Here is a 17,975-nt window from a genome sequence, read left to right as displayed (position 1 = left end):
ATACCTCGTGAGCTTGAAAATGTTATTTATTGCAAAGAAAATCTTTTTTTTATGGAAAGCAAAGGGATAATAGAAAAAAATAGGGCGAAGCCTCCGCCCCGCCCTATCTCCTTTGTGATACTTGTAGATTAATTAAAGAATTCCCTTTACTGTTTCCAGCATACCTTTTTCTTGGATAGAATCCAGATCAGCTTTCACAGCAGCGGTAAGTCCCGGGATATTATTCAAATCTTCGCCCCAGATAGAAGTTGCAGCAAGTACACCTTCGGTTACTTTCTGGGTATCGCCTGTTGCCCACAGGTCTTTCAGTAATTGCATGATTTCCGGAGCATCGTTCGGGGTGATCTCAGCACCGTCTTCACGAACACCACCTTTATAATAAGTAATAATAGCGGCCAAACCGAGAACCAGTCCCTTAGGCAATTCACCTTTGCGTTGCAGATAAGTCTTCAAGCCAGGCAGGTCGCGAGTTTCATATTTCGGGAAAGAGTTCAGCATAATGCTGGTAACGGCATGGTCAACAAACGGATTGTTGAAACGCTCCAATACATCTTCCGCAAACTTCTTCAACTCATCTTTCGGCAAGTTCAATGTTTCCATCAACTCATCGAACATTACCTTATTGATGTACTGACCAATAACCGGATGTTGACAAGCATCACGCACAATGTTTACGCCCGACAAGTAAGCTACCGGAGAAAGAACAGTGTGAGGACCATTCAGCAACGTTACTTTTCTTTCGTGATACGGTGCTTCAGAAGGAACGAACAATACATTCAAACCAGCCTTGTCAGCAGGGAATTCTTTGGCAATCTCCTGCGGAGCTTCGATGACCCAGAGGTGGAAGATTTCAGCCTGTACCACCAAATTATCATCATACTGCAATTTTTCCTTGATTGCTGCAATATCCTTGCGCGGGAATCCCGGAACAATACGGTCAACAAGCGTAGCGTACACACCACATGCTTCTTCAAACCAAGTTTTGAATTCATCACCCAATTGCCATAATTCGATATATTGGTAGATGGTTTCTTTCAACTTGTGACCGTTCAGGAAGATAAGTTCGCAAGGGAAGATAATCAGACCTTTGCTCTTATCACCGTTGAATGTCTTGAAACGATGATACAGTAGTTGGGTCAGTTTGCCCGGATAAGAAGAAGCCGGAGCGTCAGTCAGTTTGCAGGAGGGATCGAAAGCGATACCGGCTTCCGTAGTGTTGGAGATTACGAAACGCATTTCCGGTTGCTCAGCCAACTTCATGAATTCATTGTTCTGAGTGTAAGGATTCAGTGCACGGCTGATAACGTCGATCATTGTCAGGCTATTGACAGTTTCTCCTTTATCCAATCCTTGCAGGTTTACGTGATAAAGATTATCCTGTGCATTCAGCATGTCTACCATACCTTTGTCGATGGGTTGAACTACTACAACACTGCTATTGAAGTCAGTTTTTTCGTTCATGTTATAAATAATCCAGTCGATAAATGCACGTAAGAAGTTTCCTTCACCGAATTGAATGATACGTTCCGGGCGCTGAGCCTTGGGAGCGGTCTGTTTGTTTAATGCTTTCATGCTTAAAAATCGTTTTTAAAGTGATTGATATTATGATGTTTATTCAAATTCAAAATAGAAATTGATGTTTTCTTTCATCAGGATGTCGATAGGCATATACTTTACACCGGTCACCGGACGTTTGAATACGACATGGTCGCACAGAGCTTTTACCCCACAGTATCCTTGCAGTCCCGGTCGTTGTCCGATGAGATAATTTACTTCGCCGGATTTCAGGTACTCCACGTTCTTGGGCAGAAGGTCGTATCCAACTAGTCCTTCCAAATGGTGTCCTGTCTCCTGTAGATATCCTGCCACCTGGTAGACACGTGAGTTAAAAACGGCTCCTAATACTGCCTTGGGATGTGCGGCAAAGAAATCTTCCAATGTCCGGCGGTTGGCTTCATCATCTTCTTTATTCAGTACTACATCGTGAACCACCAGATTCTCATGTTCCTGTGCAATAAAATTCATGAAACCGTCCATGCGTCGTTGCATCTGTATTTCTGCCGGACTATTCTTTTTATTATTAAGAAATAGTATCAGTTCCTGTCCTTCCTTATACTTGCGCATCAGGATTTTAGCAGCCATATACCCGCTTGTTTGGGAGTCCTGGCCGATGTAGCAGAGTGCATGGGTGTCTTCTATATTAAAGTCGACAAATGCGTAAGGTATCTTTTTCCCTTCCAGATAAGATGTCAGCGACATTGTCTCTTCACGGAAATTGGGGGCGATCAATACGGCATCCACTATTTCTTTGCGGAGCTTTGCGCAGGCTTTTTCATAAGAAAGCCGGTCGGCATGATGGTAGCACAAAAAGTCCACGCTTACATTAAAAAGACGCAACTCTTGTGCGGCACGGTTGATACCTTCTGCAACGGAATGCCAATAGTCATGTTCCACATAATAAGGTATAATACACAGAACACGGTAGCGCTTCTTGGCTGCCAGACCAATGGCAAACATATTAGGATGATAGTCTATCTCATCAAGCACTTTTTGAACCTTCTCCCTGCTGGCAGCAGAAACATCTCCCCGATTGTGCAACACGCGGTCCACAGTTCCGGCAGAAACACCCGCCATGCGGGCAATGTCTTTAATGGTGTAGTTCTTGTTTTCCATATTCTTTGTCTCATTCGTTTTAAGGCACTAAAGGTTCAATGTCTAAAACTTAAATATTATAAATATTTGCGGCAAAGATACGAATTATTTTGTTTCTCCAAGTAAATTTTCTACTTTTGTGTTCGATAACGGTTAATAAAAGCAAAAACCAATATCTTGCCTATTAGCTTTACAATCAATACTATATAGGTATAGAAAAGAGAAAGTAATATTTTTATATACTTAAAACACAGTAGAATGAAAAAATTTATGGATGAAAACTTCCTGTTGCAGACAGAAACCGCACAGAAGTTGTATCATGAACATGCGGCCAAGATGCCGATTATCGATTATCACTGTCACTTAATCCCTAAAATGGTAGCGGACGACTATCAGTTTAAGTCATTGACTGAAATCTGGTTGGGCGGCGACCATTACAAATGGCGTGCTATGCGTACCAATGGTGTAGACGAATGTTTCTGCACAGGTAAGGATACTTCCGACTGGGAAAAATTTGAGAAGTGGGCTGAAACCGTTCCTTATACTTTCCGTAATCCTTTGTATCACTGGACACACCTGGAGTTGAAGACAGCGTTCGGTATCGATAAGATCCTGAGCCCGAAGACTGCCCGTGAGATTTATGACGAGTGTAATGAGAAGCTGGCTCAACCGGAATACTCTGCTCGTGGTATGATGCGCCGTTATCATGTGGAAGCTGTTTGTACTACGGATGATCCTATTGATTCTCTGGAATATCATATTCAAACACGCGAAAGTGGTTTTGAAATCAAAATGTTGCCGACATGGCGTCCTGACAAGGCAATGGCTGTAGAAGTCCCTGCTGACTTCCGTGCATACGTTGAGAAACTGGCTGAAGTAAGCGGTGTTGCTATTTCTAATTTCGATGATATGATAGCTGCCCTGCGCAAGCGTCATGACTTCTTTGCTGAACAAGGCTGTAAATTGTCTGACCACGGTATTGAAGAATTCTACGCAGAAGACTATACAGATGCTGAAATCAAAGCTATATTTAATAAGGTATATGGTGGAGCAGAACTGACTAAGGAAGAAATCCTGAAATTCAAATCAGCTATGCTGGTTATCTTCGGTGAAATGGACTGGGAAAAAGGCTGGACACAACAATTCCACTATGGCGCTATCCGTAACAATAACAGCAAGATGTTTAAGTTGCTCGGTGCTGATACTGGTTTCGATTCTATCGGTGAATTTACTACTGCTAAGGCAATGTCTAGATTCCTCGACCGCTTGAATTCCAAAGGCAAGTTGACGAAGACTATTCTTTATAACCTCAATCCGTGCGCTAATGAAGTTATTGCCACTATGTTGGGCAACTTCCAGGATGGCACGATTCCGGGTAAGATACAGTTTGGTTCCGGCTGGTGGTTCCTCGATCAGAAAGACGGTATGGAGAAACAGATGAATGCTCTTTCCGTATTGGGTCTGCTGAGCCGTTTCGTAGGTATGTTGACGGACTCTCGTTCATTCCTCTCCTATCCGCGTCATGAATATTTCCGCCGTACATTGTGTAATCTTGTTGGCCGTGATATTGAAAATGGTGAAATTCCGGCTTCTGAAATGGACCGCGTGAACCAGATGATTGAAGATATCAGCTATTATAACGCTAAGAATTTCTTCAAGTTCTAAAAGAAGAATTACTTTTTACTCATAGCAAGGAGTGCATCAAAGTTATATTGATGCGCTCCTTTTATATATATGGGAGAGAAAATTTCTCTATGTTATTGGCTTTTATAAATTATTCATTAACTTTGCGACACCTTTAGGAATATTCTGATATACTCCTAAAAGGCTACATATTAAATAGTTAGAAGCGTTTACCATATTATTCTTGTCAAGGAAATCGCCAAATTTCAAATGGGTATAAGAATAATAGGCAACAAAACGCTCATGCTCGCTGTATATCCAAATGTATAGTAGAGCGTGGGCTGTTGTCTTTATTATCTATATCCGGGTGTTTGGCGATACCTCTTGACAGATAATGGCAGCAGTTCCCACGCTTTCATTTTATTTATAGGTGTCGTATGGGGACTTTCGGCACCGGATATACACGATGAGAAATACTATATCTGTCTTATGTGCGGCAATTTTTCTGTGCCTGCTCTGTTCTTCCTGTTCATCAAGCAGGCAAGTATCCTATTTGCAAAAGCTGAATGAGGGATTCCGGGACACTCTTATAGAATATGATGCCCGCATCATGCCTAAAGATTTGCTTACCATCTCCGTCAGTTGTTCTGAACCGGAAGCCGCCTTGCCTTTCAATTTAGTGGTACCTGCTTCGCAAACAGGAATCAATTCCACTAATTTAGTTTCACAACCTACCCTGCAAAACTATCTGGTGAACAATCAGGGCGAGATCGTTTTCCCTGTACTCGGCACCTTGAAAGTAGGTGGAATGACCACTCAGGAAACCTCTGAACTGATTGTGGGGAAATTGGAACGCTACTTGAAAGAGCGTCCCATCGTGACTGTCCGGTTGGTAAACTATAAGATTTCCGTAATTGGAGAAGTAAGCCGCCCGGGAGTCTATACCGTAAATAACGAACAGGTAAATATCTTTGAAGCTGTAGCAATGGCGGGTGATCTGACCATATACGGGAAGCGGGATAATGTACGTATCATCCGCACCGTAGACGGCAAACAAAAACTTATCACCATCAACTTGAATGATGAAAACATCATTTATTCCCCCGACTTCTATCTACGGCAAAACGACATCGTCTACGTGGAGCCGAACAAGGCAAAGAAACAGAGTGCCAACATTGGTTCTTCCACCAATCTTCTGATTTCCATAACCTCTATACTTATATCCCTGGCGGGGTTAATGGTCAATATTTTACGATAAAAAGTATAATTCACTAACTAACACAATCTATATATATGAACACCAATCATACAGATACTAATCAAATGCAGGAACAAGAAATAGACCTGATTGAACTATTCTACAAACTGTTGGCGCACTGGCGGTGGTTTCTGCTGGCTGCTGTGGTAGCACTTGCCGGCGCATACATTTATGTACATGTAGCTACTCCCATCTATCAGGCAACGGCTTCTGTTGTCATCAAGGATTCGGAAGGAAGCAATAAGGCCATTGATGAGCTATTTCAGAAAGTCGCTCCTTCTTCCCTCAGCTCTGCAAATACGCAGATTGAAGATGAAATGGAGATATTGCGTTCACGCTCTATCCTGCTGCAAGTGATTAATGAGCTGAATCTGCATATGAAGTACAAGGTGAAAGATGGACTTTTCTATAATGAAACCACTACACCTCCCATCATTGCTTCTATGGATAAAGCATCCATGGATACATTGAGCGGGACATTGCTGATACAAGTAGAGAAAGCAGGTGAACGTTATGCCGTGAGCAGCGCCTTGGACGATATTTGTGTAACGGAGACTTTCACAGGTTTCCCCGCTTTTATAGAAACTCCTGCCGGACGATGCACTCTAAGATTGCTGCCCGGACATCAGTTTTCCGAAGCTATAAAGATAAGTATTTGTCGTCCTATCGATGCCGTGAACGATTATTCCGGTCAGCTGGTGGTCACTACTACCTCAAAGAAAACTTCTATCATCAGTCTGACCTTCAAGGATACGGATAAGAATCGTGCGGAAGCTTTTCTTGCCAAGTTGATTGAAGTCTACAACCGGGATGCAATGGATGATAAGAATAAGGTGACAGGAAATACACTCATCTTTTTGGAAGAACGCTTGGACAGTATCAGCAACGAACTGGGATTTGTAGAAAAGCATCTGGAGCAATACAAGCAGAAAGAACGCCTGAGCGATCTGAAAACCAACATGACCCTGGATCTGAATACAAACAATGAGTACGAAAAGAAGTTGCTGGATGTGGAGATGCAGCTAAATATGACTAACTATATCTATAACTATTTATCGGATGATAAACACCGTTTCTCGCTATTACCGGTGAATACGGGTATTGCCGATACGGAGCTGATGCAACTGATTAACGAATATAACAAGGAGTTGCTGGAACGTGAACGGCTGATGAACACCATGAAAGCAGATAATCCGACGATTGTTAATCAGGATATTCGCATAGATGCGCTGAGAAGAAATGTGGTAAGTTCTGTGGTCGGTGTAAAAGATGGACTTAGCATAGCGCGTACTGATATTCTGCGTAAAACCGATTATTTCAACTCCCGTATCGGAAATATGCCGAAGCAGGAAAGGGAATTCAATAACATAGATCGGCAACAGCAAATCAAGGCAAACCTATATTTGATGCTGCTTGAACGGCGTGAACAGGCAGCTATTTCTTTGGCCGCCACAATGAACAAAGCAAGGGTGATTGATGCTCCCCTATCCGCTGATAGACCGATAGCTCCGCGAAGTATGATGATCTATGTCGGAAGTCTGTTTCTGGCATGTGTAATGACGGCAGGAGTCATTTTGTTCGGAGGAATTTTCCGTACTAAAATTATGTCGGTAGCAGAAGTAGAGAGTACACAAATTCCTGTAATGGGGATCATTCCTTATACCAAAGAAGGTGGTGGCGTTGAAGAAGGACAAAACGGTATCATGGAAGAATCTTTTCGCCGCATGAGAAGCAATCTGCGTTTTCTTACCGAAGACGGTGACAAAAAATGTATCCTGGTGACCTCCACCATTAGTGGAGAAGGAAAGAGTTTCATCAGCATCAACCTGGCTCTGACCTTTGCTTTTCTGGGATGTCGGGTACTGGTGGTAGGACTGGATATCCGTCGTCCCAGACTGGCGGAGTATTTTGGAATAAAAAGTCACGTAGGTATGACCAGCTACCTTTCGAGCAATGATGTAGAACCGGGAGAAATAATCTTTCCGTCAGGAGTACACGATCAATTATTCGTTGCGCCTGCCGGACCTATCCCTCCTAATCCGGCAGAACTGTTGGAAAGAGCCCGATTGAAAGAAGTATTCGCGTATTTTCGTGAACAGTTTGATTATATCATTGTGGACTCGGCCCCGGTGGGATTGATTAGTGATACACTGAGTCTGAGCAAGGTTACTGACTTCACACTCTATGTGTGCCGTATGAATTATACGCACAAGAATGTGTTGTCTGAAATTGTAGAGATACAACGGTCAGGGCAACTGAACCAAATATCTTTGGTAGTGAATGGTGGTAATCTGGCGGAAAAGAAATATGGTTATGGCAGCAGATATGGTTACGGATATAGTTATGGTTACGGAGATACTCATAAAAAACAGAAGTAATATATACTCATTTTCATCTCACTCTTTTTGTTTTCAATGAGGATGCCGTTCCGGACTCTTATGGGTTAAGTAAGGTCCGGACGGTATTTTTTCTAAAACCACCACTTCTTTTTTTTGTCCTGATCCGCAGGGATATTGCCTTGCGTATAGATATCCCGGAAGGTTTTACGTTCTTTAATCATCTGATAGATAAGTCCCCAATCGGGCAATCCGCCCAGATTACGGTCATCAATGAAAAGGTCTACTTTCAGTTTACGGGAGAATCCACAGTCCTGCTGCTTCTCTTCGGGATAATCACGATTGACAGCATAGAATTCCACTCCTCTTTCTTTGCACCAGGCAACGGCTTCTTCCAGAAGTTCACCTTCGCGCACACTCCACAAAATAAGCCTGTGCTGATCTTGCTGCAACAGTTTTAAAGTGTCTGTTGCAAAAGGAATTTCTCTACCGATACGGGGATAGCGATGTTCTACTATAGTTCCGTCGAAATCAACTGCTATTGTCATAGTTTTATGCTGAAAAATTACAGAACAAAGATACGAATCTTATTGAAAAAACAAAGCGTTCTCTCCCTTTTACAATAGGCAAATATGAAAGAAATTTGCATATAATTTCATAAAAATGTATTTTTGCGCTTAATTTTTCACTAACAACATAATATTAGGATGACTCAATCACCCAAAAATGTATCTAAAGGGTTCACTAAAGCCTTTTGGGTAAGCAACACGGTCGAACTGTTCGAACGTATGGCGTATTATGCCGTTTTTATCGTTCTCACTATTTATCTTTCTTCTATTTTAGGCTTCAACGACCTTGAAGCGAGTATGATTTCCGGTTTATTTTCCGGTGGTCTTTATCTTTTGCCTATCTTCACGGGTGCTTATGCCGATAAGATAGGTTTCCGGAAATCCATGATTGTTGCTTTTTCGCTGCTGTCTGTCGGATATCTGGGTTTAGGAATTCTCCCTACCCTGCTGGAAGCTGCCGGTTTGGTGGAATATGGCAAAGCAACCCGTTTCACCGGACTGCCGGATAGCGATAGCCGCTGGATGATCGTTCCTGTGCTGTTTGTTATCATGGTGGGCGGATCGTTTATCAAATCTATCATTTCGGCTTCAGTGGCAAAAGAAACTACGGAGGCAAACCGTGCACGCGGTTATTCCATCTTTTATATGATGGTGAATATTGGTGCATTTACCGGAAAAACAGTGATTGACCCGTTGCGGAATGTTATTGGAGAGCAGGCGTATATCTATATCAACTATTTCTCTGCTACGATGACCATATTGGCATTGCTTTCCGTTGTTCTGCTCTATAAATCTACCCATACGGCAGGCGAAGGAAAAAGTATGCGTGAAATCGGTCAGGGCTTCCTGCGCATCATAACAAACTGGCGTCTGCTGATTCTTATCCTGATTATAACGGGATTCTGGATGGTACAGCAACAGTTATACGCTACGATGCCTAAATATGTAATCCGTATGGCGGGTGAAACTGCCAAGCCGGGTTGGATAGCCAATGTAAATCCGTTTGTAGTGGTTTGTTGCGTTAGTTTCGTGACGCGTTTGATGGCGAAACGGTCGGCTATTACTTCCATGAATATCGGTATGTTCCTTATCCCCTTTTCGGCTCTGCTGATGGCATGCGGTAACCTGCTTGGAAATGACGTGATAAGCGGAATGAGCAATATCACATTAATGATGATAGCCGGTATTGTGATACAGGCTTTGGCAGAATGTTTCATTTCACCGCGTTATCTGGAGTACTTCTCCCTGCAAGCGCCTAAGGGTGAAGAAGGTATGTATCTTGGATTTAGCCATCTCCATTCTTTCCTCTCTTCCATCTTCGGTTTTGGTATCGCGGGAGTATTGTTGACAAAATACTGTCCCGATCCTGTCCTCTTTGAGACTCGTGAAGCATGGGAGGCTGCCAGCACCAATGCGCACTATATCTGGTACTATTTCGCCGCTATCGGTCTGATATCTGCACTGGCACTGTTAGTATTTGCCAAAATCACCCAATCCATCGACAAAAAGAAGAAAGCCAAGGTCTGAATATCTCATTTTTTATGTATATTTGCCGTCACTTTGCCATAAAAGTGGCGGCTTTTTCTAAATTGAGGAGAACATAATGAAAGTAAAATTTATAAGCCTTGCGAGCGGAAGTAGTGGCAACTGCTATTATATAGGCACTGAAAAATACGGAATACTTATTGACGCTGGTATAGCGGTACGTACTATTAAGAAATCATTGAAGGAGGTGGGCATCGGTATGGAAACAATACGCGCGGTATTTGTTACACACGACCACGCAGACCATATCAAAGCTGTAGGCGGACTGGGTGAGAAACTGCACATCCCTGTCTACACAACTGCACGTATCCACGAAGGAATCAACAAAAGTTATTGCATGACGGAGAAGCTCCACTCTTCCGTTCATTACCTGGAGAAAGAAGAACCGATGGTATTGGAAGATTTTCACATTGAGTCTTTCGAAGTTCCCCACGACGGTACGGACAATGTGGGTTATTGCATTGAAATCGACGGAAAAGTATTCTCGTTCCTTACCGACCTTGGTGAAATCACCCCTACTGCTGCCAAGTTTATCCGTAAAGCGAACTACCTGATACTGGAAGCTAACTATGATGATGAAATGCTGCGTATGGGTACATATCCGCAGTATTTAAAGGAGCGCATCACCAGCCGTACGGGACACATGAGCAATATTGCAACTGCCGAGTTCCTGGCTGAAAATATCACGGAAGACTTGAAATATATCTGGCTTTGTCATTTGAGCAAAGACAATAATCACCCGGAACTTGCTTACAAGACGGTGGAATGGAAATTAAAGAGTAAAGGTATATTGGTAGGTAAAGATGTGCAACTCTGCGCTTTAAAGCGTAGCACTCCTTCCGACTTGTACGAGTTTGATTAAAAAAAGCCGCTTTCATCGAAAAAAGATTTTATTTTGCTTGGATGAATAAAATAAAAGGACTACTTTTGCACCCGCAAATAAGAAAAACGATGCACTCTTAGCTCAGCTGGTAGAGCAATTGACTCTTAATCAATGGGTCCAGGGTTCGAGTCCCTGAGGGTGTACGAAGATAAGGTTCTGAAAACAATTGAGTTTCAGAACCTTTTTTATCGTCACTGGATGTGACTTTGCTACTAGACTAAAAGAATCTTGAAAATCTCCCGTATGTAGATGCAACAACAGGAGGCATTTATCTGTTTTTCATTATATAGTTTCACTCTCATCATGAATAATTGGAAGAAAAAATTTATCATAATATGGAGCGGGCAACTATTTTCTATATTAAGTAGTTCCATCGCTCAGTTCTCTATTGTCTTATGGATTAGTCTCAAAACGGGTTCTGCGGAAGTTTTGTCCTTTGCTATGATTGCCGCCTTGTTGCCGCAAGCCTTGTTAGGGGCATTTGCAGGCGTATATGTGGATCGCTGGAACCGGAAATGGACTATGATAGGTGCAGATAGTTTCGTTGCACTCTGTTCCGGTATCATCGCTTTGTTATTTTACCTGGATATTGTGGAATTGTGGCACATCTATATATTATTGGCACTTCGTTCCATTGGTGGTTCGTTCCATTCACCGGCAATGAAATCATCCATTCCATTGCTGGCTCCGGAAAAGGAACTGACCCGTATTGCGGGAATTAACCAGGCTATCCAGTCTATTTGTAATATTGGTGGCCCTGCGTTGGGAGCGGTTCTGCTTCTGGCATTCGATATGAGTGTAGTCATGTTATTGGATGTGGCAGGTGCAATCATTGCCTGCACTTCCCTACTGTTTGTTTACATTCCGAATCCGAAGAAGGAAAATATCTCAGCTAAGAGTGTCTTGAACGATATGCGCGACGGTTTTCATGTGATTATGCGCAACCGAGGAGTTAGTTGGGTGATGGTTACAGAAATCCTGATTACTTTCTTTGTGTTGCCGATAGTCGCCCTGATGCCGCTGATGACTCTGCATACTTTCTCCGGAACAGCTTATCAGATTAGTTTGATAGAAACACTTTTTGGGGTGGGTATGTTGGCTGGAGGAGCTTTATTGGGGATTTGGAATCCTAAGATCAGGAAGATACTGATGATTGCGTTCTCCTATGCAGTACTTGGTCTGGCATTGGCTATATGTGGTATGTTGCCCGGCAATGGGTATGTCTTTTTTGCCATACTGACGGTGGTACAAGGGCTTATCGTGCCATTTTTATCCGGTCCCTTTACCGCTCTATTGCAGACGCAGTTCAAACCGATTTATCTGGGACGTGTATTCTCGCTTTTCGACAGTATAAGTTTATTCCCTTCTATTATCGGTTTGCTTGTCACAAGCTTTGTAGCTGACTCTCTGGGAATAGGCAACATATTTATATACTGTGGTTTTGCCATTGTACTGACTGCAATTTTGATGATGTGTATTCCTTCTGTTAGAAATCTGGAGAAAGAGGAGATCAGGAAGAAAAAGTAAATAGTATTATTGCGCGTCTATACCTCTTTTTTTCAGCATCTCAAAGTCTTCTTTTCTCATTCCTATATCATCCAGTGGACGCGGTTCATTATGATCATTCAGATAAACCCTCGATTTCTCTGTATAGAGAGGGCTGGTGACAGATAGACTGTCATTGCGATACGGAGTTTCTATTCCGGCCAGTTCCATCATGGTCTGGAAAAAAGAAATGCTGGAAGATATATTTTTCTGTTGGTTCATCGAAGCAGCTTTCTCTATCCCGGGATACTCTTCCCTATAACTGTCGGATGTCCACAGCAGGAAAGGTACGTGTAGCTGGTAATAGGACGGAACGGGGGATGCATGAAGAAACAGGTGTCGGCCATCGTCGAAGATATCTTCCCCATGGTCGGACGTGTAAAGCATACTGGCATCTACTTGCTGCTCCTCCAATAGGTGGATGATACGTGCCAGGAAATTATCCGTATACCGAATGGAATTGTCGTAGGCATTCATCAGGTTATCTTTGTATTTCACTTCTGCATCTACGGGGAAATCCGGTAAGAAGAAAGCGGCAGTTTCCGGATAACGTTCCCGGTAATTGAAGTGAGATCCATAGGTATGCAATACAATAAACTGTTTCCGATTTCCTTTCTCAAGTTCTTTTTCTACCAACATTAACAGGTCGTCATCTGAAGGGTTATATTGCGAATCCTGGGAATCTTCCTTGATAAAATCATAAGTATCCGCTTCCATTCCGAAGAAGTCGATGAAAGAATGGTTGTATCGCTGGTTTGAGAAGAAAGCTGTCTGGAAGCCGGCTTCTTTGAAAGCGGTAATGATACTTTTCCGATAATAAATGGAATCGAAATTCTGTGCAGAAACAGGAGAAAGCAGCATTGGTACACTCTTGTGCGTAGTATTCGATTCTGTCAGAACATGGCAGAAAGAGGTCACTCCTTCTATTTTAGAAAGCTCAGGGTTCGTATCCCGATCATAGTCGTAAAGACTCCAGTTCAAGGCGCGGGATGTCTCGCCCACTACCATAATATAAATTTCGCGCTTGTCTTCCGGATGGGAAGGCTGGGCGTTAAAAGTAAAGTTCTCTGATGTGCAGTGATACGTCCTTGTTTGGGCATTACGCTGGAATGCGAGTGCTACATTGTAACATACGTTGGCCGGATACAAATCCGATTTCAGCTCGTAACGTTTATCCAGTCCATAAGCGGCGCCCAATGAAATAAAACCGATGAGCAAGGCAATCCATGCCTTTTTCCGTTCCCGACGGATAAATTCCGGAGATAATTTCCGCTTCTTTATAATGGAGATTGCAGCCAGAATCAATGCCGGTATATAAAGGATAATCACACTCACTAATGCCGGAACAAGATTATCCAGCAACTCCATAGCTTCACTTGAATTAGTGGTTACTAGATTCAGAAACATATCCACAGCAATAATGGACTGTCCGAAGAGATAAAGCAGTACTATCTGGAAAGCTCCGAAGAAGATGAATAGGAAAAGGATCCAGAACATCTTTCCACAGTTTCTCGACAAAGTCATCAATAGATAATAGAAAGCAAATGGCAACAGTACATTGCACACTTTTGCCACCACAGGCATCGGCTCTGTAAAACAGAGGATGATATTGGGTACTATCAGGATCAACAGGAACAGATAGAACAAATGCTCCTGATTTTCCAACCATTTCTTTATGTTTTTAAAAAGCTTCATTGATGTTGAATATAAATCCGGTCTGGCCTTTTCCAAACCCTAAATCTAACCTTACGTTTACTCTCTTTTTGAACTCCCACCGATAACCAAAACCATAATTAGGGAGGATATGTTTAACTTCGAAGCCGGAGAATTTAGGAAATACGGTTCCCGCTCCTGCCCATACAGCTACGCCATTTCGCCTCCAGACGTGCTGACGAAGCTCTATCTGCGCATCCATAGCACATTTATCACGGTAACGCCCTTCGTAATAGCCACGCATGGAATAAGAACTTCCCAATGTTGCCATCAGTCCCCAAGGCGGATTACCGTAATTCAGCAACGTATGGAATTGTCCAGCCAATACTCCCCCTTTCCATACAGGATGATAATAGCTGGTAGTCAGCTCTGTGCTGCTGAAAGCATATTTATTACCGAGGAATGCGGGACTGAATCGTTGGTCTATTCTCAGGTAATAGCCACTATAGGCATTTGTGAGGAAATCCCGTGAATCATAGAGTAATGAGAATCCGAGGCTTATATTGGTAGTCCGTGCTTTCATTCCTTCCCACAGTTCGGGCTTTTCAAAATCGTGGCCGTAGACATAATCAAAGACAGCCATTGGACCGATATAGAAGTTCCGCGCTACACGGGTCATGAAGTCTACCTTTACTTGTGCTTGGAAGCGGTCATAATCACTTTCATTATCGTCATTAGAACCGTTTTCATATCCTTTTCCCCAATACAGGCTGGGGAACGAATAGAAATAAAGATTGTAATTCAGACGGTATTTGTCTTGTGGAAAGAGATGATTTCCACGTACACCCAACAAATAGAAACCTACCGTAGATACATCACCGTATAAAGATACATTAGATGGCGGAAGGATAGTATCATTCAGGTCTGTACGATATAATCCGGCGGCTACCAGACCGATACCGAACTTGGTATCACTGGAGTAATGAGGCCCTCCGATAACGCTGAAGTCAAACTTCTTGTTTTTTTTCTCTTTATTGGCATCATTAAAATAGTCCAGGAATTTCTTGAAGAAACTTTTCTTTTGTGGTAAAGTGTCAGTTACAGATACAGAAGATTCGACTGAAACATCTGTTCCTGTGGGGCCTTGTGCCCATATATCGGTGGCTATTATCAATAACAGCACCGGTAATACCCATTTCATTAGTTTAGCGTCCATGATTATACCTGTAGAAAACTACGTCGGCAAATTTAGTTTTATTTTAACCATATAACAACAATTTTGTGAAGTGTTTTGTTCAAACTTCTTCCATTAAGAAAAAAAGGGGAGGAAATAAGAATTTCAGAACTTTATTCCCATTTTAACGTTATTCTTTTAGAACGAATAACGAACTTCATTATGAAAACAAAAATGGATATTCCCGATAAAGAGGGACGAAAACGACTTGTGATTGTGGGTGGCGGCTTCGGTGGATTGAAGTTGGCACGAAAATTGAGAAGTGATAAATTCCAGATAGTGTTATTGGACAAGAATAATCATCATATTTTCCAACCCCTACTCTATCAGGTAGCAACCGCCGGTATTGAACCGAGTGCAATTTCTTTTCCTTACCGCAAGATATTTAAAAAGAGAAAACATTTCCATATACGTATTTGTGAGGCGCAACGGGTAATTCCCGAAGATAATATACTGGAGACTTCCATCGGAGCTCTTTCATACGATTATCTGGTTGTCTCTACCGGATGCCGTACTAACTATTTTGGTAACGATGGGCTATCTCAACGTACAATGGCCCTGAAGAACACTGCGGAAGCTTTGTTTAATCGCAACCAGATACTGGAAAGTTTTGAAAAAGCACAGAATACCAGCAATCTGGAGAAAAGAAAACGTCTCATGACATTTGTCATCGTAGGTGGCGGTGCTACGGGTATAGAACTTTCCGGTGCATTGGCAGAAATGAAGAAATTTGTGCTTCCGCAAGACTATCCCGATCTTGATATGAACCTGATGCGCATTATTCTTGTGGATGGTGCTCCCCGCCTGCTTTCCGCTTTCTCTGAAAAATCTTCGGAAGAAGTGGCAAATTACTTATTAAAACGTGACGTGGAGATCATAACCAGTGTGCAGGTTACGAATTATGAGAATGGAACGATGACTCTGAGTGATAACAGTACCTTGGAAACGATGAACGTCTTTTGGGTTGCAGGTGTACGTGCCAACAGCATAGAGGGACTTACAAAAGAAGCCTATGGCCCCGGTAACCGCCTCCTTGTTGATCTCTACAACTGTGTTCAGGGTTATAACAATATTTTTGCCATCGGTGATACTGCACTGATGATTTCCAAGGAATACCCGAAGGGACATCCACAAGTAGTTCAACCAGCCATTCAGCAAGCCCGTAATCTGATCCAGAATCTGGATAGAAAGGAACGGGGGCTTGAAATGCAACCTTTTGTTTATCACAACAAAGGTTCCATGGCTACCATAGGACGCAATCACGCAGTGGTGGAACTGAAAAACCTTCGTTTCGGTGGTTTCCCCGCGTGGGCAGTATGGTTATTCATCCACTTAATGAGTATTGTCGGTGTAAAGAACCGTCTGTTTATCTTTGTAGACTGGATGTGGAGTTACTTTACATACGATCCTTCTTTGCGGGTAATTATAAAACCTTTGCGTAGAGATAAACCATAATGCCTTATTTTTCGTTATATTAAATATAAATGTTTAAACGAACGACTATGCTTTACAAATTTTTATTCCCGTCTAAACCGGATGGAGCAGCAACGTCTGCTATATTATTAATAGTGAGAATTATATTTGGTGTGTTACTAATGAACCATGGTATCGAGAAGTGGTCCAATTATCAGGAGTTATCCGCTGTATTTCCCGATCCGCTGGGTGTGGGCAGTCCTCTTTCCCTGGGATTAGCCATATTCGGTGAATTGGCTTGTTCTATGGCATTTATCATTGGTTTCCTTTACCGTCTGGCAATGCTGCCGATGATATTTACAATGGGGATGGCATTCTTTGTCATTCATGGAAACGATCCGTTTGCGGTCAAAGAACTGGCTTTCATATATCTGGTGGTATACGTACTGATGTATATTATCGGTCCTGGAAAGTTTGCCGTAGACCACTGGCTGGGTAAGGCTTTAACTCCCAAAAAGCCTTAATTTTACTGGGGCTGTTTAACTGAAAATTTGTTTTTGTCTCTTATTTAAGTGTATTTTTCACAAAAAGCACTTATATTTGCCCGAAGAAAAAGAGCAAAGAGTTAAATCAATAAACTCAGTAAAACAAAAGAAAGTAATTATGAAAAAGAGTAATTTGAATTTGGCTGCAACCGTGATGATTTGTGGCGCATTTCTTTTCAGTTCTTGTATCGGTTCTTTCGGCCTGCACAGTAAATTGGTAAATTGGAACCAAAGTATCGGTACAAAGTTTGTTAATGAGCTTGTTTATCTGGCTTGCAACATTATCCCCGTATATCCTGTTTGTTATCTGGCAGATGCGTTGGTAATCAACTCCATTGAATTCTGGAGCGGTTCCAATCCGATGGCTAACGTGGGTGATGTGAAGAAAGTAAAAGGTGAAAACGGAAACTATCTCGTAAAAACATTGGAGAACGGTTACTCTATCACAAAAGAAGGTGAAACCACTGCTATGGAGCTGGTTTACGACAAAGAATTGAACACTTGGAATGTTGTTGCAGAAGGTGTTAGCACTGAATTGCTGCAAATGAACGGTGATGGTACTGCACAGATGTATCTGCCGAATGGTGAAGCAATGAATGTGACATTAGATGCACAAGGCGTAGCTGCTGCTCGTCAGGCAACGATGATCAACACTTATTACGCTGCACGCTAATTAAGAAAAGAATTTGAATATGCGGGCGGATGAGCAATCATTCGCC

General features: G+C 42.4%; 14 protein-coding genes and 1 tRNA gene. 10 read left to right on the top strand and 5 right to left on the bottom strand.

The features are described 5' to 3' along the window. Positions 1-132: 132 nt before the first annotated feature. Together K429_RS0125985 and K429_RS0125980 are read right to left on the bottom strand one after the other, a co-directional pair. Positions 133-1,572: a tagaturonate reductase gene (locus tag K429_RS0125985; RefSeq protein ID WP_029328655.1), complete on the bottom strand. Its 1,440-nt coding sequence runs from the start codon at positions 1,570-1,572 to the stop codon at positions 133-135. A 39-nt stretch (positions 1,573-1,611) separates the two neighbouring features. After that, positions 1,612-2,673: a substrate-binding domain-containing protein gene (locus K429_RS0125980; protein WP_029328654.1), complete on the bottom strand. Its 1,062-nt coding sequence runs from the start codon at positions 2,671-2,673 to the stop codon at positions 1,612-1,614. Between the two features lie 237 nt (positions 2,674-2,910). Here K429_RS0125980 and uxaC point away from each other — a divergent pair, with 237 nt between their 5' ends. The 3 genes from uxaC to K429_RS0125965 all read left to right on the top strand — a co-directional run bounded on the left by uxaC (position 2,911) and on the right by K429_RS0125965 (position 7,911). After that, positions 2,911-4,317 (top strand): glucuronate isomerase, encoded by a 1,407-nt coding sequence (gene uxaC, locus K429_RS0125975; RefSeq protein WP_029328652.1) that lies wholly within the window; start codon positions 2,911-2,913, stop codon positions 4,315-4,317. 424 nt (positions 4,318-4,741) lie between these two features. Then, complete coding sequence (locus K429_RS0125970) at positions 4,742-5,533, top strand: polysaccharide biosynthesis/export family protein (protein ID WP_029328651.1); 792 nt, start codon at positions 4,742-4,744, stop codon at positions 5,531-5,533. Positions 5,534-5,568: 35 nt separating this feature from the next. Beyond that, a complete protein-coding gene (locus tag K429_RS0125965; protein ID WP_029328650.1) occupies positions 5,569-7,911 on the top strand; it encodes a tyrosine-protein kinase family protein in 2,343 nt (780 codons plus the stop codon). A gap of 92 nt (positions 7,912-8,003) precedes the next feature. Here K429_RS0125965 and K429_RS0125960 read toward each other — a convergent pair whose 3' ends face one another. Beyond that, positions 8,004-8,417, bottom strand: coding sequence for a BT0820 family HAD-type phosphatase (locus tag K429_RS0125960; protein WP_029328649.1), 414 nt, complete (start codon positions 8,415-8,417; stop codon positions 8,004-8,006). A 159-nt stretch (positions 8,418-8,576) separates the two neighbouring features. Here K429_RS0125960 and K429_RS0125955 point away from each other — a divergent pair, with 159 nt between their 5' ends. The 4 genes from K429_RS0125955 (at position 8,577) to K429_RS0125940 (ending at position 12,393) form a co-directional block, all read left to right on the top strand. Continuing rightward, the gene (locus K429_RS0125955; protein WP_007214128.1) at positions 8,577-9,965 is read left to right on the top strand and encodes an MFS transporter; all 1,389 of its coding nucleotides are present in this window, start codon (positions 8,577-8,579) and stop codon (positions 9,963-9,965) included. Positions 9,966-10,041: 76 nt separating this feature from the next. Continuing rightward, positions 10,042-10,845, top strand: coding sequence for an MBL fold metallo-hydrolase (locus tag K429_RS0125950; protein WP_007218484.1), 804 nt, complete (start codon positions 10,042-10,044; stop codon positions 10,843-10,845). A 91-nt stretch (positions 10,846-10,936) separates the two neighbouring features. Next, a tRNA-Lys gene (locus K429_RS0125945) sits at positions 10,937-11,009 on the top strand. Between the two features lie 160 nt (positions 11,010-11,169). Further along, complete coding sequence (locus K429_RS0125940; RefSeq protein ID WP_029328648.1) at positions 11,170-12,393, top strand: MFS transporter; 1,224 nt, start codon at positions 11,170-11,172, stop codon at positions 12,391-12,393. A 6-nt stretch (positions 12,394-12,399) separates the two neighbouring features. On the opposite strand, the gene K429_RS0125935 is transcribed toward K429_RS0125940, so the two are convergent. Both K429_RS0125935 and K429_RS0125930 read right to left on the bottom strand, forming a co-directional pair. Next, a complete protein-coding gene (locus tag K429_RS0125935) occupies positions 12,400-14,106 on the bottom strand; it encodes a phosphoethanolamine transferase (protein WP_029328647.1) in 1,707 nt (568 codons plus the stop codon). Further along, positions 14,093-15,280 (bottom strand): BamA/TamA family outer membrane protein, encoded by a 1,188-nt coding sequence (locus K429_RS0125930; RefSeq protein WP_029328646.1) that lies wholly within the window; start codon positions 15,278-15,280, stop codon positions 14,093-14,095. Before K429_RS0125930 ends, K429_RS0125935 begins: the two co-directional genes overlap by 14 nt. A gap of 180 nt (positions 15,281-15,460) precedes the next feature. Between K429_RS0125930 and K429_RS0125925 the strand changes: the two genes are divergently transcribed. The 3 genes from K429_RS0125925 (at position 15,461) to K429_RS0125915 (ending at position 17,929) form a co-directional block, all read left to right on the top strand. Continuing rightward, positions 15,461-16,753 (top strand): NAD(P)/FAD-dependent oxidoreductase, encoded by a 1,293-nt coding sequence (locus K429_RS0125925; protein WP_029328645.1) that lies wholly within the window; start codon positions 15,461-15,463, stop codon positions 16,751-16,753. A 47-nt stretch (positions 16,754-16,800) separates the two neighbouring features. Further along, on the top strand, positions 16,801-17,235 hold the full coding sequence (locus K429_RS0125920) for a DoxX family protein (protein WP_007218479.1): 435 nt from the start codon (positions 16,801-16,803) through the stop codon (positions 17,233-17,235). 139 nt (positions 17,236-17,374) lie between these two features. Further along, positions 17,375-17,929 carry a DUF3332 domain-containing protein gene (locus tag K429_RS0125915; RefSeq protein WP_007218478.1) on the top strand — a complete coding sequence of 185 codons (555 nt, stop codon included), beginning with the start codon at positions 17,375-17,377 and terminating at the stop codon, positions 17,927-17,929. The last annotated feature ends 46 nt before the right edge of the window (positions 17,930-17,975 follow it).

The organism is Bacteroides sp. 14(A) (genome assembly GCF_000526555.1).
Lineage (GTDB): Bacteria > Bacteroidota > Bacteroidia > Bacteroidales > Bacteroidaceae > Bacteroides > Bacteroides cellulosilyticus.
This window is presented reverse-complemented; position numbering and strand designations above follow the sequence as displayed.

What these genes read in the sequence shown, in the direction of transcription:
- uxaC (WP_029328652.1), top strand. Translation starts at nt 2,911, where the DNA reads ATGAAAAAATTTATGGATGAAAACTTCCTGTTGCAGACAGAAACCGCA.
- K429_RS0125985 (WP_029328655.1), bottom strand. Translation starts at nt 1,572, where the DNA reads ATGAAAGCATTAAACAAACAGACCGCTCCCAAGGCTCAGCGCCCGGAA.
- K429_RS0125950 (WP_007218484.1), top strand. Translation starts at nt 10,042, where the DNA reads ATGAAAGTAAAATTTATAAGCCTTGCGAGCGGAAGTAGTGGCAACTGC.
- K429_RS0125930 (WP_029328646.1), bottom strand. Translation starts at nt 15,280, where the DNA reads ATGGACGCTAAACTAATGAAATGGGTATTACCGGTGCTGTTATTGATA.
- K429_RS0125960 (WP_029328649.1), bottom strand. Translation starts at nt 8,417, where the DNA reads ATGACAATAGCAGTTGATTTCGACGGAACTATAGTAGAACATCGCTAT.
- K429_RS0125955 (WP_007214128.1), top strand. Translation starts at nt 8,577, where the DNA reads ATGACTCAATCACCCAAAAATGTATCTAAAGGGTTCACTAAAGCCTTT.
- K429_RS0125915 (WP_007218478.1), top strand. Translation starts at nt 17,375, where the DNA reads ATGAAAAAGAGTAATTTGAATTTGGCTGCAACCGTGATGATTTGTGGC.
- K429_RS0125935 (WP_029328647.1), bottom strand. Translation starts at nt 14,106, where the DNA reads ATGAAGCTTTTTAAAAACATAAAGAAATGGTTGGAAAATCAGGAGCAT.
- K429_RS0125925 (WP_029328645.1), top strand. Translation starts at nt 15,461, where the DNA reads ATGAAAACAAAAATGGATATTCCCGATAAAGAGGGACGAAAACGACTT.
- K429_RS0125980 (WP_029328654.1), bottom strand. Translation starts at nt 2,673, where the DNA reads ATGGAAAACAAGAACTACACCATTAAAGACATTGCCCGCATGGCGGGT.
- K429_RS0125965 (WP_029328650.1), top strand. Translation starts at nt 5,569, where the DNA reads ATGAACACCAATCATACAGATACTAATCAAATGCAGGAACAAGAAATA.
- K429_RS0125920 (WP_007218479.1), top strand. Translation starts at nt 16,801, where the DNA reads ATGCTTTACAAATTTTTATTCCCGTCTAAACCGGATGGAGCAGCAACG.
- K429_RS0125940 (WP_029328648.1), top strand. Translation starts at nt 11,170, where the DNA reads ATGAATAATTGGAAGAAAAAATTTATCATAATATGGAGCGGGCAACTA.
- K429_RS0125970 (WP_029328651.1), top strand. Translation starts at nt 4,742, where the DNA reads ATGAGAAATACTATATCTGTCTTATGTGCGGCAATTTTTCTGTGCCTG.